Below are 15,099 nucleotides of genomic sequence, written 5' to 3' on the forward strand. Positions count from 1 at the left end.
GGGCCGGGCTCGGCCGGCCCTGGGGGCGGTCAGTAGGTGGCCCGACCACCCGAGATGTCGAACACCGCGCCGGTGGAGAACGAGCAGTCGTCCGAGGCCAACCAGGCGATCAGCGCCGCGGCCTCGTGCACCTGCAGGAAGCGGCCCATCGGGATCTTCGACAGCATGAAGCCGATGTGCTGCTCGGACATCTGGTCGAAGATCGCCGTCTTCGCCGCCGCCGGCGTGACGGCGTTGACCAGCACGCCGCGCGTGGCCGTCTCCTTGGCGAGCGACTTGGTCAGCGCGATCAGCCCGGCCTTGCTCGCGCTGTAGTGCGAGGCGTTCGGGTTGCCTTCCTTGCCGGCGATCGACGCGATGTTGACGATGCGGCCCCAGCCGCGCTGCAGCATGTGCGGCACCACCGCGCGGCAGGTCAGGTAGGGTGCGACGAGGTTGACCTCCAGCACGCGGCGCCAGACCTCGGGCGCCAGCTCCCAGGTGCTGCCGTTGCCACCGGTGATGCCGGCGTTGTTGACCAGGATGTCGATGTGGCCGTGCGCGCGCAGCGCCGCGCCGGTGGCGGCCTCGACGGCGAGCTCGTCGGTCAGCTCGACGGTGTGCGCGTCCACGCTGCCGAGCGCCGCGAGCGCGTCGCGTGCCTGCTGCAGCAGCGGCGCATCGACATCCCACAGCACGACGCTGGCACCCGAGAGCAGCATGCGCTCGGCCACGGCATAGCCGATGCCCTGCGCGCCGCCGGTGACGACGGCGACGCGGCCGCTCAGGTCGATGCTATTCACCTCAGCCCGGCCAGCGCGGCGGTGTTGCCGGCTTTCTCGCAGTCGGCGATGTACTGCCGCACGATGTCGGCAAAGCTCTCGTCGGGCCTCAGCCCGAGCGCAGCGGCGCGCTGCGCGCTTGCACCCTTGGGCCAGTTGGCCACGATGCCCGCGATGCGCTCGTCGCGCTCGAAACGCACGCGCGCACGCACCGCCGGGCCGGCCACCTGCTCGAGCGCATCGAGCATCTCGCCCACGCGCACGTTCAGCGCCGGCAGGTTCAGCGCGGTGCGGCCGCCGTAGGCCTCGCGGCTGGCCTCGTAGACGGCGATCAGCGCCTCGACCGTGCGCGCCGGCGAGGAGACCGGGTGCGACACGTCGGCCGAGACCGGGCAGACCGCCGTCTCGCCCGCGAGCGGTTCGCGGATGATGCCGCTGAAGAAGGACGAGGCCGCGCCGTTCGGCCGCCCGGGGCGCACGGTGACCGTCATCAGCCGCGCGCTGCGGCCGTCGAGATACCCCTTGCGGGTGTAGTCGGCCACCAGGTGCTCGCAGATCAGCTTGTGCGTGCCGTAGCTGGTCTGCGGCGCCGGCAGCGTGGTGTCGGTGACGATGGCCGGCAGCGGCACCGCCGGGTCGGGCCCGAACACCGCCACCGAGCTGCTGAACACGACCCTTGGCACCTGGCCGGCGCGGCGGAAGCCGTCGAGCAGCGCACGGGTCGAATCGAGGTTGGAGCGCAGGCCCAGATCGAAGTCCAGCTCGCATTCGCCCGACACCGCCGAGGCGAGGTGGAACACGCCGCCGAAGCCCTCGCCGCCCAGGCCCGCGGCCTGCTCGAGCAGCGCGCCGGTACGCGCCTGGACACGCGCATCGGCCAGCAGGTCTGGCGGCGGCGCGAACTGGTCGGCCAGCACGACACGCTCGAGCGCTCGGCCGGCCAGCGTGCCGCGTGCGAGCAGGGTGCGCGCCAGGCGCGCGCCGACGAAACCGGCGCCGCCGGTGATCAGGAGCTTCATGGGGTCTTGCGTTTCCAGGGTTGGAACCAGCCGAGCCCGGCGGAGGTGCCCGCGCGCGGCCGGTACTCGGCGCCGATGAATCCGTCGTAGCCGAGTTCGTCGATCAGCGCGAACAGGTACGGGTAGTGGACCTCGCCGCGGTCGGGTTCGTGGCGCTCGGGCACGCCGGCGATCTGCAGGTGGCCGACACGCCCGCCGGGCAGGTACTGCCTCAGCTTCATGGCCAGGTCGCCCTCGACGATCTGGCAGTGGTACAGGTCCATCTGCACCTTCAGGTTCGGCGCGCCGACCTCGGCCACCACCGCATGCGCCTCGTCCTGCCGGTTCAGGAAGAAGCCGGGGATGTCGCGGCTGTTGATCGGCTCGATCAGGAACTGCAGCGCGCCCGCCTGCGCCGCGGCCCAGGCGAGGCGCTGCACGTAGGTGGCGCGCAGCGCGGCGCGGTCGGCGCCGGCCGGCGCGAGCCCGGCCATCACGTGCACCCGCGGGCAGCCGAGCGCCTGCGCGTACTCGATCGCCTGCGCGATGCCGCGGCGGAACTCGTCTTCCCGCCCGGGCAGGCAGGCCAGGCCGCGCTCGCCGGCGGCCCAGTCGCCCGGCGGCGCGTTGAACAGCACCTGCCGCAGCCCGTGCCCGGCCAGCCGCGCGGCCAGCTCGACGGCCGGGTGCTCGTAGGGGAACAGGTACTCGACGGCCTCGAAGCCGTCCGCCGCCGCGGCGGCGAAACGCTCGAGGAAGGCGTGCTCCCCGTACATCATCGACAGGTTGGCGGCGAACCGCGGCATCAGCGCCTCCGCGCCTTGCGGGTGATCACGCCGCCTTCCTCGAGGCGGCGCTCGCCGTGCAGGATGTGCTCGGTGGCGTTGCGGCGCGCGGCGGCCACGTCGTGCGCCGCGATCGCCTCGACGATCGCGCGGTGCTCGCGCCGCACCTGCTCCATGAAGTCGCGCCGGCGGGCCTCGTTGCCGCGCGTGATGCGCATGCCCTCGCGCAGGTACTGCTCGAGGAAGCCGAGCAGGCGGCTGAACTGCGGGTTGCCGGTGGCCTCGCCGATGGCACGGTGGAAGGCCAGGTCCTCGGCCACGCCGTCGCGGCCCTCGGCCACCGCGCGGTCGATCGCGGTGAGCGCGCGCTTCAGCCCGGCCACCTGCGTGCGCGTGGCGCGCTGCGCGGCCAGCGCGGCGATCTCGCCCTCCAGCACGCGGCGCACCTCGACCACGTGCACCACCGCCTCGACCGACTCGAGCACGGAAGGATCGAAGGCGAGCGGCTGGTTCTCGTCGGGCTCGACGACGAACACGCCCGAACCCTGGCGCGACTGCAGCATGCCGCGCGACTTGAGCTGGTGCACGGCCTCGCGCACCACGGTGCGCGAGACGCCGTGCGCGGCGGCGAGCTGGGCCTCGGTGGGCAGCCGGTCGCCCGGGCGCAGCGCCCCGCCCTCGACCTGCGCGGCCAGCAGCGCGGCGAGCCGGTCCGACAGGCGCTCGGCCACCAGCCGCCCGGGCGGCGCGGCGGCCCGGCGCGGCGGCTGCGGGACGAGGCCGATTGACATGGTCATCAGGTTATCATACAAGTTTGGCTCTCCACAACGGCTTTCACGGGCAACGATGGCGAGCGTGTCGATCCAGTCGGTCAGGAAGAGCTTCGGCCCGGTCGAGATCCTGCACGGCGTCGACATCGCCATACCGGACGGCTCGTTCACGGTGCTGGTCGGCCCCTCGGGCTGCGGCAAGAGCACGCTGCTGCGCATGATCGCGGGGCTGGAGCACATCAGCGGCGGCGAGATCCGCATCGGCGACAAGCGCGTCAACGACGTGCCGCCGAAGGAGCGTGACATCGCCATGGTGTTCCAGAACTACGCGCTCTACCCGCACATGACGGTGCGCGACAACATGGCCTTCGCGCTGATGCTGGCCAAGCGCGACGCGGCCACCATCGACCAGAAGGTCGGTCGCGCGGCCGAGATCCTCGGACTCAGCGCCCTGCTCGGCCGCTACCCGCGCCAGCTCTCGGGCGGCCAGCGCCAGCGCGTGGCGATGGGTCGGGCGATCGTGCGCGACCCGCAGGTCTTCCTCTACGACGAGCCGCTGTCCAATCTCGACGCCAAGCTGCGCGTGGCGATGCGCACCGAGCTGAAGGAGCTGCACCAGCGCCTGAAGACGACCTCGGTCTACGTGACGCACGACCAGATCGAGGCCATGACCATGGGCGACCAGATCGTCGTCATGAAGGACGGCCGCATCGAGCAGACCGGCAACCCGCTCGAGCTGTACGACGCGCCGGCCAACCTGTTCGTGGCCGGCTTCATCGGCTCGCCGGCGATGAACTTCCTGCCCGGCACGCTGCGCCGCGCCGCCGGTGCACCGGCCGCGGTGGAACTCGCCGACGGCACCCGGCTGCCCGCGCCGGCGAATGCCGCGGGCGTCGACGGCCAGCCGGTGATCTTCGGCACCCGGCCCGAGCACCTGGCGCTGGACGGCAGCGGCGGCGACGGCGGCATCGCGACCCAGGTCGTGACCGTCGAGCCGACCGGCGCCGACACCTTCGTCGCCTGCCGCCACCACGGCACCGAGCTGTCGGTGGTGTTCCGCGAGCGCCACCAGTTCGAGCCCGGCAGCACCATCCGCCTGCGGCCGGACCTGCAGCGCGCCCACCTCTTCGATGCCGGCGACGGCCGGCGCCTTGCCGCCTGACCCCCCTCTGCCCACGACAGGAGACACGCCCATGGACAACTTCAACCGCCGCCGCTTCCTGGAAGGTGCCACCGCCACCGCGGCGCTCGGCGCCGGCACGATCTGGGCGCCCGCGGTGCACGCGCAGTCCGCCCCCGCCTACAAGCCCGAGGCGGGCGCCAAGCTGCGCGTGCTGCGCTGGAGCCGCTTCGTGCAGGGCGACATCGACCAGTACATGAAGAACGTCGCCGCCTTCACGGCCAAGACCGGCGTCGAGGTGCGCGTCGACAACGAGGGCTGGGAGGACGTGCGCCCGAAGGCCGCGGTGGCCGCCAACACCGGCGCCGGCCCGGACATCATCCTGTCGACCAACGACGACGCGAACCTCTACCCGGAGAAGCTGCTCGACGTCACCGACCTGTGCGAGTACCTCGGCCGCAAGTACGGCGGCTGGTACCCGGCCTGCGAGGCCTACCTGCGCCCGGACGGCAAGAACTGGATTGGCGTCGCGCTCGGCGCCGCCGGCGCGATGCTGGTCTACCGCCAGAGCCACGTGAAGGCGGCCGGCTTCGACAGCTTCCCGAAGGACACCGCCGGCTTCCTGAAGCTGCTGCAGGGCCTGAAGGCCAAGGGCACGCCCGCCGGCATGGCGCTGGGCAACGCGACCGGCGACGGCCTGTGGTGCAACTGGCTGATCTGGTCGCACGGGGCCATGCTGGTGGACAAGGACAACAAGGTCGTCATCGACAGCCCCGAGACGCTCAAGGCGCTCGAGTACGCCAAGGAGATGTACGCGACCTTCGCGCCGGGCACGCTGTCCTGGCTCGACCCGAACAACAACAAGGCCTTCCTCGACGGCCAGGTGAGCCTGACCAACAACGGCATCTCGATCTACTACGCCGCCAAGAACTCCAAGGACGAGAAGATCGCGGCGATGAAGGAGGACATCCACCACGCCAACTACCCGGTCGGGCCGGTGGGGGTGCCGACGGAGTCGCACCTGTTCTTCAACCAGATGATCATGAAGTACACCAAGTACCCGCAGGCGGCCAAGGAGTTCCTGCGCTTCATGATGGAGCAGGAGCAGTTCGACCCCTGGCTGCAGGCGGCCGGCGGCTACATCGCCCACCCGCTGGACGCCTACTCCAAGAGCGCGGTGTGGACGGTGGACCCGAAGCACACGCCCTACCGCGACTGCGTGAAGAACATGCGGCCGGCCGGTTACGCGGGCCGGCTCGGCTACGCCTCCGCCGGCGCCGGCGCGGACTTCATCGTCGTCAACATGGTGGCCGAGGCAGCCAGCGGCGCGAAGACGCCGAAGGAAGCGGCCGAGCGCGCGCAGAAGCGGGCGGAGCGCTACTACAAAGTCTGAGCGATGAGCCTCGTTCGCCGGCTGCAGAACAGCCGCAACGCACTCGGCCTGGCGTTCATGCTGCCGGCGGCGGTGCTGTTGCTGCTGTTCCTCACCTACCCGCTCGGCCTGGGCACCTGGCTCGGCTTCACCGACGCCAAGGTGGGCCGCGGCGGGCAGTGGATCGGGCTGGAGAACTTCGCCTTCCTGGTGGGCGACTCGGTCACGCAGCTGGCGTTGTTCAACACGCTGTTCTACACGGTGGTGGCCAGCGTGCTGAAGTTCGGCCTCGGGCTGTGGCTGGCGCTGCTGCTGAACCGCAACCTGCCGTTCAAGAGCTTCTTCCGCGCCATCGTGCTGCTGCCGTGGATCGTGCCGACCGCGCTGTCGGCCATCGCCTTCTGGTGGATCTACGACGCGCAGTTCTCGGTGATCAGCTGGGTGCTCACGCAGCTGGGCTGGATCGACCGCTACATCGACTTCCTGGGCGACCCGTGGAACGCACGCCTGTCGACCATCGCCGCCAACGTGTGGCGCGGCGTGCCGTTCGTGGCGATCTCGCTGCTGGCCGGGCTGCAGACCATCTCGCCCTCGTACTACGAGGCCTCGGCGATCGACGGCGCCACGCCCTGGCAGCAGTTCCGCCACGTCACGCTGCCGCTGCTCTCGCCGATCATCGCAGTGGTGATGACCTTCTCGGTGCTGTTCACCTTCACCGACTTCCAGCTCATCTACGTGCTCACGCGCGGCGGCCCGCTGAACGCCACGCACCTGATGGCCACGCTGGCCTTCCAGCGCGCGGTGCCGGGCGGCGCGCTCGGCGAGGGCGCGGCGCTGGCCACGCTGATGGTGCCCTTCCTGCTGGCAGCCATCATGTTCAGCTACTTCGGCCTGCAGCGCCGGGCCTGGCAGCAAGGCGGTGACAAGTGAGTGCGGCCCAGGACGACATCGTCGGGATGGACTACCTGCAGTCGGTGCCGCGGCGCTGGGTCACGACCTACCTGCCGCTCGGTGCCTTCGTCTTCATCCTGCTGTTCCCCTTCTACTGGATGACCGTCACCTCGTTCAAGCCGAACGAGGAACTGCTCTCGCGCGAGGGCAACCCCTTCTGGGTGGTCAGCCCGACGCTGGCGCACTTCAAGAAGCTGGTGTTCGACACCGCCTACCCGGAATGGATGTGGAACACCGTGCTCGTCTCGGTGGTGGCCACCGCGATCTCGCTGGCCGCCTCGGTGCTGGCCGCCTACGCGATCGAGCGGCTGCGCTTCACCGGCGCCAAGCCGGCCGGCGTGGCGATCTTCCTGGCCTACCTGGTGCCGCCGTCGATCCTGTTCATCCCGCTGGCGGCGATCATCTTCCAGCTCGGGCTGTTCGACACCCGCTTCGCGCTGATCCTGTCGTACCCGACCTTCCTGATCCCGTTCTGCACCTGGCTGCTGATGGGCTACTTCCGCTCGATCCCGTTCGAGCTGGAGGAGTGCGCGCTGATCGACGGCGCGAGCCGCTGGCAGATCCTCATCAAGATCGTGCTGCCGCTGGCCGTGCCGGGGCTGATCTCGGCCGGCATCTTCGCCTTCACGCTCTCGTGGAACGAGTTCATCTACGCGCTGACCTTCGTCTCCTCCTCCGAGGTGAAGACGGTGCCGGTCGGCGTGGTGACCGAGCTGGTCGAGGGCGACGTGTACCACTGGGGGTCCCTGATGGCCGGCGCGCTGCTCGGCTCGCTGCCGGTGGCCTTCGTGTACTCGTTCTTCGTCGAGCACTACGTGTCGGGCATGACGGGTTCGGTGAAGGAATGACCCGATGAGCGACCAGCGCGCGACGATCGGCTTCGCCGGCCTCGGCCTGATGGGCCGCGGCATGGCGAGGAACATCCTCGCCAAGGGCTGGCCGCTGGTGGTCCTGGCGCACCGCCGGCGCGAGGCGGTCGAGCAGCTCACGGCGCAAGGGGCGCGCGAGGCCGGCACGGCGCGCGAGCTGGCGCAGGCCTGCGACATCGTGCACCTGTGCGTGACCGGCTCGCCGCAGGTCGAATCGCTGGTGCGCGGGCCCGACGGCCTGCTGGCCGGTGCCAGGCCGGGCCTGGTGATCGTCGACTGCTCCAGCTCCAACCCGGTGTCCACGCTCGCGCTGGCCGACGAGGCCGCCGCGCGCGGCGTGCACTTCGTCGACGCGCCGCTGTCGCGCACCCCCAAGGAGGCCGAGGCCGGCACGCTGGACACCATGGTCGGCGCCGCGCCCGAGGTGTTCGCGCGCATCGAGCCGGTGCTGCGCTGCTGGGCCGGCCACATCGTCCATCTCGGCCCCGTCGGCCTCGGCCACAAGATGAAGCTGATCAACAACTTCGTCGCGATGGGCTATGCGGCGCTGTTCGCCGAGGCGCTGGCGATCGCGCGCAAGGCCGGGCTGTCGATCGCGCAGTTCCACGCGGTGATCGGCTCGGGCCGCATGCGCAGCCCGTTCTACGACACCTTCATGCAATGGTCGCTGGCGGGCGACGAGAACGCGCACCGCTTCACGATCAGCAACGCGCACAAGGACATGCGCTACCTGGCCGCCATGGCCAACGAACTGGGCGTGGTGAACACGCTGCAGGCGCAGGTGAAGAACAGCTTCGCCGCGATGGAGGCGGCCGGCCAGGGCGAGCGCTTCGTGCCGATGCTGGCCGACTTCGTCGCCGCGCTCAACGCCCTGCCGCCGGCGGCGCAGGAATCGAGGAGCTCCGCATGAGCAGCAGGAAGAAGGCGCCGGGCGAGCTGCGCAGCCAGCAGTGGTTCGGACGCCAGGACCGCGACGGCTTCAACTACCGCAGCTGGGTCAAGGGCAAGGGCGTGCCGCACGACCAGTTCGACGGCCGCCCGGTGATCGGCATCTGCAACACCTTCAGCGAGCTGACGCCCTGCAACTCGCATTTCCGCACCCTGGCCGAGCAGGTGAAGATCGGCGTCTACGAGGCGGGCGGCTTCCCGCTCGAGTTCCCGGTCATGTCGCTGGGCGAGACGCTGCTGCGGCCCACCGCGATGCTCTACCGCAACCTCGCCAGCATGGACGTGGAGGAGAGCCTGCGCGGCAACCCGGTCGACGGCGCGGTGCTGCTGATGGGCTGCGACAAGACCACACCCAGCCTGATCATGGGCGCGGCCAGCGTCGACCTGCCGACCATCGGCGTCTCCGGCGGTCCGATGCTCAACGGCCGCTGGCGCGACCAGCAGCTCGGCTCGGGCACCGGCGTGTGGAGCATGAGCGAGCAGGTGCGCGCCGGCACGCTCAAGCTGCAGGACTTCTTCGAGGCCGAGAGCTGCATGCACCGCAGCCACGGCCACTGCATGACCATGGGCACCGCCTCGACCATGGCCTCGATGGTGGAGGCGCTCGGCGTCGGCCTGCCCGGCAATGCCGCCTACCCGGCGGTGGACGGGCGGCGCAACGTGCTGGCGCGCGAGGCGGGCCGGCGCATCGTGCAGATGGTGCACGAGGACCAGAAGCTCTCGCGCATCCTGACGCGCGAGGCCTTCGAGAACGCGATCCGCACGCTGGCGGCGATCGGCGGCTCGACCAATGCGGTGATCCACCTGATCGCGATCGCGCGGCGCGTCGGCGTGCCGCTCGCGATCGACGATTTCGACCGGCTCGGCAGCGAGCTGCCCTGCCTCGTCAACCTGCAGCCCTCCGGACAGTTCCTGATGGAGGACTTCTGCTACGCCGGCGGGCTGCCGGCGGTGATGAAGGAAATCCTGCCGCTGCTGCACGCCGGCCACGTCACCGCCAGCGGCAAGACGGTGGCCGAGAACGTGGCCCCGGCGCAGAACTGGAACCCGGCCGTCATCAAGACACGCGCCGAGCCGTTCAAGGACAAGGCCGGCATCGCGGTGCTGCGCGGCAACCTCGCACCGCGCGGCGCGGTGATCAAGCCCAGCGCCGCCACGCCGGCGCTGATGACGCACACCGGGCGCGCAGTGGTGTTCGAGACCATCGAGGACTTCCACGCACGCATCGACGACGAGAACCTCGACGTCGACGAGACCTGCGTGCTGGTGCTGAAGAACTGCGGCCCCAAGGGCTATCCCGGCATGGCCGAGGTGGGCAACATGCCGCTGCCGCCCAAGGTGCTGCGCAAGGGCATCACCGACATGGTGCGCATCAGCGACGCGCGCATGAGCGGCACGGCCTACGGCACCGTGGTGCTGCACACCGCGCCCGAGGCGGCCGCCGGCGGGCCGCTCGCGCTGGTGCGCAACGGCGACCTGATCACGCTGGACGTGAAGGCGCGCCGCCTGCACCTGCACGTGGACGACGCCGAACTCGAGCGCCGCCGGGCCGCCTGGAGCCCGCCTGCACCGCCGCTGCCCAGCGGCTACTGGAAGCTCTACGTCGACCATGTGCTGCAGGCCGACGAGGGCGCCGATCTCGATTTCCTGGTCGGCAAGCGCGGCGATTTCGTGCCGCGCGACAACCACTGAGCCACGGAGTTCCCACGCCCATGCGTCGGGGCGGATCCGCACGACGCTTCCAAACCAACGAGGAGACCTTCATGAAGATCCGCAACCGCATCGCCTTCGCCGCCGCGCTGGCGCTTTCGTCGCTGGCGCTGGCCGCGCCGCCCAAGGTCGTGCCCGGCCCGGGCGAAAACCAGGCCTGCTTCAAGCCCTGGACGCCCCAGACCAAGCACTTCCAGTGGCCGGCCAAGAAGGGCCCGTACCGCATCGCGCTGGCCAACGGCTTCGTCGGCAACACCTGGCGCATCCAGATGATCAAGATGGCCAAGGCCTACGCGGCCACACCGGAGATGAAGGAGCAGCTGAAGGAGTTCAAGATCGTCTCCACCGGCACCGACGTGGCGGCGCAGATCGCGGCGATCGACAACTTCATCAACTCGGGCTACGACGCGATCGTCACGATCGCGGTCAACCCGACCGCCTTCGCGCCGGTGATCAAGCGCGCCAACGCGGCCGGCGTGGTGCTGGTGCCGTTCGACAACGTGCTCGACAGCGAAGAAGTCATGATGGTCAACGAGGACCAGCTGGCGATGGGCGAGCAGTCCGGCCAGTGGCTGGTCAAGAACATCCCGAGCAAGACCGGCAAGCTGCTCGAGGTGCGCGGGCTGCCCGGCAACTCGGTCGACCGCGACCGGCACCTGGGCTTCCGCAAGGTGGTCGAGGCGGCGGGCAACAAGTTCGAGGTCGTCGAGGTGGTCGGCAACTGGGACGACGGCACCGCGCAGAAGGTGGTGGCCGACGCGGTGGCCGTGCACAAGAACTTCGACGGCATGTTCGTTCAGGGCGGCTCGACCGGCGCGGTGCGCGCGCTGATCGACGCCAAGCACAAGATGATCCCGGTGGCGGGCGAATCGGAGAACGGCTTCCGCAAGCTGTGCGCCGCGCGTGCCAAGGACGGCCTGCTGTGCCTGTCGCTGGGCCAGTCGCCCGGCCTGGTGGCGATCTCGATGAAGGCCGCGGTCGCCGCGCTGCAGGGCAAGGTGATGCCGCAGCTGATCTCGGTGCCGATCCCGACCGCGATGCACCCGGACATCAAGCCCGGCGTCGACTACTTCCCGGACCTGACCGACAACTTCTTCACCACCAACCAGTTCCCCGCCTGCGGCGTGAACCTGAAGGCCGAGGAGATCATGTCGAAGGACGAGAAGAACAACTAGGCCCACCCCCGGAGCGCCTCGCGGCGCTCCCCCCTCGAGGGGGCACCGCCGGCGGACCGGCAAAGCCGGATCCGCGGCGGTCGCTTGATGACGGCGAGCCGCTTCGCGGCCGCCGATGCGGGGCGAAGGAACAGGTCCAGATGGAGCCGATTCTTCAGTTGCACGACATCTCCAAGCGCTACGGCGGCGTGCGTGCGCTCGAGCACGCACGCTTCGCCTGCGCGCCGGGGCGCATCCACGCGCTGCTGGGGGAGAACGGCGCGGGCAAGTCGACCCTGATCAAGGTGATGACCGGCGTGGTGCAGCCCGACGAGGGCCGCATCGTTCTGGAAGGCCAGGAGCGCCGCTTCGCCCACCCGCAGGAGGCGGTGCGCGCCGGCGTGGCCTGCATCTTCCAGGAGCTGTCGCTGATGCCCGACCTCAGCGTGGCCGACAACATCTGCATCACCAACCCGCCGCGCAGGTTCGGGCTGGTGGACCAGAAGGCGCAGCGCCGCCTCGCCGAGGCCGCGCTGGCGCGTGCCGGCGCGCACGACATCCACCCGCTCGCGCCGGTGCGCAGCCTGTCGCTGTCGCGCCGGCAGATGGTGGAGATCGCCAAGGCGCTGGCGCGCGAGCCGAAGATCCTGATCCTCGACGAGGCCACCTCGGCGCTCACCGCGGCCGACGTCGAGCGTGTGTTCGCGCTGCTCAAGCGCCTGCGCGACGAGGGCCTGGCGATCGTCTACATCTCGCACCGCATGAACGAGATCGCCGAGCTGGCCGACGACTGCTCGGTGTTCCGCAACGGCCAGTACGTGGCGACCTTCGAGCACGGCAGCAAGACCGACGCGCAGATCGTCGAGATGATGATCGGGCGCGACATCGAACATGCCTTCCCGCCCAAGCCGGTGCGCGACGCCGCGCCGACCGCCGCCCCCGCGCTGGCGGTGAATAACCTGAGCTGGGAGGACCGGCTGCACGAGGTCTCGCTGGAGGCCCGCCCGGGCGAGATCGTCGGCCTCGGCGGGCTCGACGGCCAGGGCCAGCGCGAGTTCTTCCTCGCCCTGTTCGGCGTGCTGCGCGGCGTGCGCGGCGAGGTCGTGGTCGGCGGCCGGCCGGTGCAGCTGTCGAGCCCGCGCCAGGCCAAGCGGCCCGACATCGGCCTCGCGCTGGTGCCCGAGGACCGCAAGACCGACGGCCTGATGCTGCCGATGTCGGTCAGCGACAACCTCAGCTTCGCCGCGCTCGACCGGCTCAGCCGCGCCGGCATCGTGATGACGGCGGCCGAGAGCGAGGCCAACGCCGCGATGGTGAAGAAGCTCTCGATCAAGGCCCCGGTGCTCTCCAACGCGGTGGGCACGCTCTCGGGCGGCAACCAGCAGAAGGTGGTGATCGCGAAGTGGCTGATGAACGCGCCGCGTGTCATCCTGCTGAGCGACCCGACGCGCGGCATCGACGTCGGCACCAAGCAGGAGATCTACCTGCTGCTGCGCCGCCTGGCCGACGACGGTGCGGCGGTGCTGCTGTACTCCACCGACTATGCCGAGCTGATCGGCTGCTGCGACCGCGTCGCGGTGTTCTACGACGGACGCATCGTGCGCTGGCTGGCCGGCGACGCGCTGACCGAACATGCGCTGGTGGCCAGCGCACTCAACCTCGGCGGCGACGCCGCGAACAAGGCGGTGCACTGATGAAGCCGACGCCCGACTGGCACTACCGTTTCCAGGCCAGCCGCGGCGCCTGGCTGGCCGCGGCGATGTTCGTCGCCATCTTCGCGCTCTACATCGGCAAGCACCAGGCCGGCTTGACCGTGCCGGTGGTCACCACCGCGGCCAACAAGGGCGTGCTGCTGGCCATCGTCGCGATGGCCCAGACCCTGCCGGTGCTGACCGCCGGCATCGACCTCTCGGTGGGCATGGTGTTCGTGCTGGCCAACTGCCTGGCCTCGCACCTGGTGGTGGGCTCGGGCCTGCAGGCCGGGCTCGGTGCGGTGGCGGTGCTGGCCATCGGCACGCTGTGCGGCTTCATCAACGGGGCGATCATCGTCTACGGCCGGCTGCAGCCCATCATCACGACGCTGGCCACCGGCACGATCTACTTCGGTCTCGCGCTCGGCCTGCGGCCGGTGCCCGGCGGCGACGTGCATGCCGGCTTCGCCGAGGCCGTGACCGGCACGGTCGGCGGCACGGTGCCGGCGATGCTGCTGGTGCTGCTGGCGGTGGTGCTGCTGGTGTGGCTGCCGTACCGGCGCAGCACGCTGGGCCGCGCCGCGCTGGCGATCGGCTCGGCCGAGGGAGCGGCCTACATGTCCGGCGTGCCGATCGCACGCGCCAAGCTGCTGGCCTACACGCTGTCGGGCCTGCTGGCAGCCGTCGGCGGGCTGCTGCTGACCTGCGTGACGTACTCCGGCGAGGCCTCGGCCACCATCGGCGGGGTCTACACGCTCAACTCGATCGCCGCGGTGGTGATCGGCGGCACCTCGCTGATGGGCGGTGCGGGCAGCGCGATCGGCTCGGTGTTCGGCGCGCTGGTGCTGCGCACCATCGGCGACCTGCTGTTCGTGTTCGACATGGAGCCGCTGTGGCAGCCGCTGTTCCAGGGCGTGATCCTGCTGCTGGCGGTGAGCTTCGGCTCGCTGCAGCTGCTGCGCATGAGCAACCGGCTGGACATCTACCGATGAGCACCACCTCGTCTCTCGCGATGCGGCTGCGCGCCTCCGGCCAGCTGCCGGTGCTGGCCGCGGCCGCGTGCACCGTGGTGCTGCTGCTGGTGGGCAGCCTGTACTCGAGCAACTTCCTCTCGGCCGACTACCTGCTGCTGCAGCTGCAGATCGCCTCCTTCCTCGGCATCATCGCCACCGGCGCGATGTTGGTGATCCTGCTCGGCGGCATCGACCTCTCGGTGCCCTGGGTGGTGACGGTGGGCGGCATCATGTCGGCTGCCGCCGCCGGCTGGTGGGGGCCGACCGGCGCAGCCATCGCCATCCCCTTCGGCATCGGCTGCGGCGCGCTGCTCGGGCTGGCCAACGGCATCGGCGTGGCCTACCTGCGCGTGCCCTCGATGATCTTCACGCTCGGCGTCAACGCCGTCGCGCAGGGGCTGATCGTGGTGCAGACCGGCGGCTTCGCGCCGCAGGACCGCGCCACGCCGACCATGCACCTGCTGGCCACCGGCCGCAGCCTGCTGGGCCTGCCCAACGCGCTGCTGGTGTGGGCCGTGATCGGCGCGGCGACCATGTTCGTGCTGCACCGGACGAGCTTCGGCCGCTCGGTCTACGCGGTGGGCAACCGCGAACGCGCGGCCTATCTCTCGGGCGTGGATGCGCGGCGCGTCACGCTGCTGTGCTTCACGATCGCCGGCGCCTGCTCGGCCGCCGCCGGCGTGCTGCTGACCGGCTACTCGACCAAGGCCTACCAGGCGATGGGCGACGCCTACCTGCTGCCGGCCATCGCCGCGGTGGTGCTGGGCGGCACCAACATCCTGGGCGGCAGCGGCTCGTACCTGGGCACGGTGGTGGGGGTGATCCTGATCACGCTGCTGCAGTCCATCCTGTCGGTGATGCAGATCCCGGAGATGGGCCGGCAGGTGATCTACGGCGTCGTGATCATCGCGATGCTGCTGGTCTACGGGCGCGGGCGGCGCCATTCGGACTGATCGC

At 70.5% G+C, this 15,099-nt stretch carries 14 protein-coding genes; 10 read left to right on the forward strand and 4 right to left on the reverse strand.

The annotated features are described in order from the left end of the window. Positions 1-29: 29 nt before the first annotated feature. Genes D9C15_RS18655 through D9C15_RS18670 form a run of 4 tightly spaced genes read right to left on the reverse strand, consistent with a single transcriptional unit; the run spans position 30 to position 3,341 of the window. The gene (locus D9C15_RS18655) at positions 30-782 is read right to left on the reverse strand and encodes an SDR family NAD(P)-dependent oxidoreductase (RefSeq protein WP_127999965.1); all 753 of its coding nucleotides are present in this window, start codon (positions 780-782) and stop codon (positions 30-32) included. Further along, positions 779-1,780, reverse strand: coding sequence for a D-erythronate dehydrogenase (denD, locus tag D9C15_RS18660; protein ID WP_127999966.1), 1,002 nt, complete (start codon positions 1,778-1,780; stop codon positions 779-781). Before denD ends, D9C15_RS18655 begins: the two co-directional genes overlap by 4 nt. After that, entirely contained in the window at positions 1,777-2,565 is a 789-nt protein-coding gene (otnI, locus tag D9C15_RS18665; RefSeq protein ID WP_127999967.1) for a 2-oxo-tetronate isomerase, read from the reverse strand. The genes denD and otnI overlap by 4 nt, the downstream gene beginning before the upstream one ends. After that, positions 2,565-3,341 (reverse strand): FadR/GntR family transcriptional regulator, encoded by a 777-nt coding sequence (locus D9C15_RS18670; RefSeq protein ID WP_240668461.1) that lies wholly within the window; start codon positions 3,339-3,341, stop codon positions 2,565-2,567. The genes otnI and D9C15_RS18670 overlap by 1 nt, the downstream gene beginning before the upstream one ends. 49 nt (positions 3,342-3,390) lie before the next feature. On the opposite strand from D9C15_RS18670, the gene D9C15_RS18675 reads away from it, so the two are divergent. The 10 genes from D9C15_RS18675 to D9C15_RS18720 all read left to right on the forward strand — a co-directional run bounded on the left by D9C15_RS18675 (position 3,391) and on the right by D9C15_RS18720 (position 15,095). Next, entirely contained in the window at positions 3,391-4,476 is a 1,086-nt protein-coding gene (locus D9C15_RS18675; RefSeq protein ID WP_127999968.1) for an ABC transporter ATP-binding protein, read from the forward strand. A 31-nt stretch (positions 4,477-4,507) separates the two neighbouring features. After that, entirely contained in the window at positions 4,508-5,827 is a 1,320-nt protein-coding gene (locus D9C15_RS18680) for an ABC transporter substrate-binding protein (RefSeq protein WP_127999969.1), read from the forward strand. Positions 5,828-5,830: 3 nt separating this feature from the next. Beyond that, a complete protein-coding gene (locus D9C15_RS18685) occupies positions 5,831-6,736 on the forward strand; it encodes a carbohydrate ABC transporter permease (RefSeq protein WP_127999970.1) in 906 nt (301 codons plus the stop codon). A gap of 26 nt (positions 6,737-6,762) precedes the next feature. Further along, a complete protein-coding gene (locus D9C15_RS18690; RefSeq protein WP_128000130.1) occupies positions 6,763-7,605 on the forward strand; it encodes a carbohydrate ABC transporter permease in 843 nt (280 codons plus the stop codon). A 4-nt stretch (positions 7,606-7,609) separates the two neighbouring features. Further along, entirely contained in the window at positions 7,610-8,536 is a 927-nt protein-coding gene (locus D9C15_RS18695; RefSeq protein WP_127999971.1) for an NAD(P)-dependent oxidoreductase, read from the forward strand. Further along, entirely contained in the window at positions 8,533-10,266 is a 1,734-nt protein-coding gene (locus D9C15_RS18700) for an IlvD/Edd family dehydratase (RefSeq protein WP_127999972.1), read from the forward strand. The genes D9C15_RS18695 and D9C15_RS18700 overlap by 4 nt, the downstream gene beginning before the upstream one ends. A 71-nt stretch (positions 10,267-10,337) precedes the next feature. Next, positions 10,338-11,459 carry a sugar ABC transporter substrate-binding protein gene (locus tag D9C15_RS18705; RefSeq protein ID WP_127999973.1) on the forward strand — a complete coding sequence of 374 codons (1,122 nt, stop codon included), beginning with the start codon at positions 10,338-10,340 and terminating at the stop codon, positions 11,457-11,459. Positions 11,460-11,599: 140 nt separating this feature from the next. Continuing rightward, on the forward strand, positions 11,600-13,132 hold the full coding sequence (locus D9C15_RS18710) for a sugar ABC transporter ATP-binding protein (protein WP_127999974.1): 1,533 nt from the start codon (positions 11,600-11,602) through the stop codon (positions 13,130-13,132). Next, positions 13,132-14,121, forward strand: coding sequence for an ABC transporter permease (locus tag D9C15_RS18715; protein ID WP_127999975.1), 990 nt, complete (start codon positions 13,132-13,134; stop codon positions 14,119-14,121). Before D9C15_RS18710 ends, D9C15_RS18715 begins: the two co-directional genes overlap by 1 nt. Then, positions 14,118-15,095 (forward strand): ABC transporter permease, encoded by a 978-nt coding sequence (locus D9C15_RS18720; RefSeq protein ID WP_127999976.1) that lies wholly within the window; start codon positions 14,118-14,120, stop codon positions 15,093-15,095. The genes D9C15_RS18715 and D9C15_RS18720 overlap by 4 nt, the downstream gene beginning before the upstream one ends. Positions 15,096-15,099: the final 4 nt, after the last annotated feature.

The organism is Piscinibacter defluvii (assembly GCF_004011805.1).
GTDB lineage: Bacteria > Pseudomonadota > Gammaproteobacteria > Burkholderiales > Burkholderiaceae_C > Piscinibacter > Piscinibacter defluvii.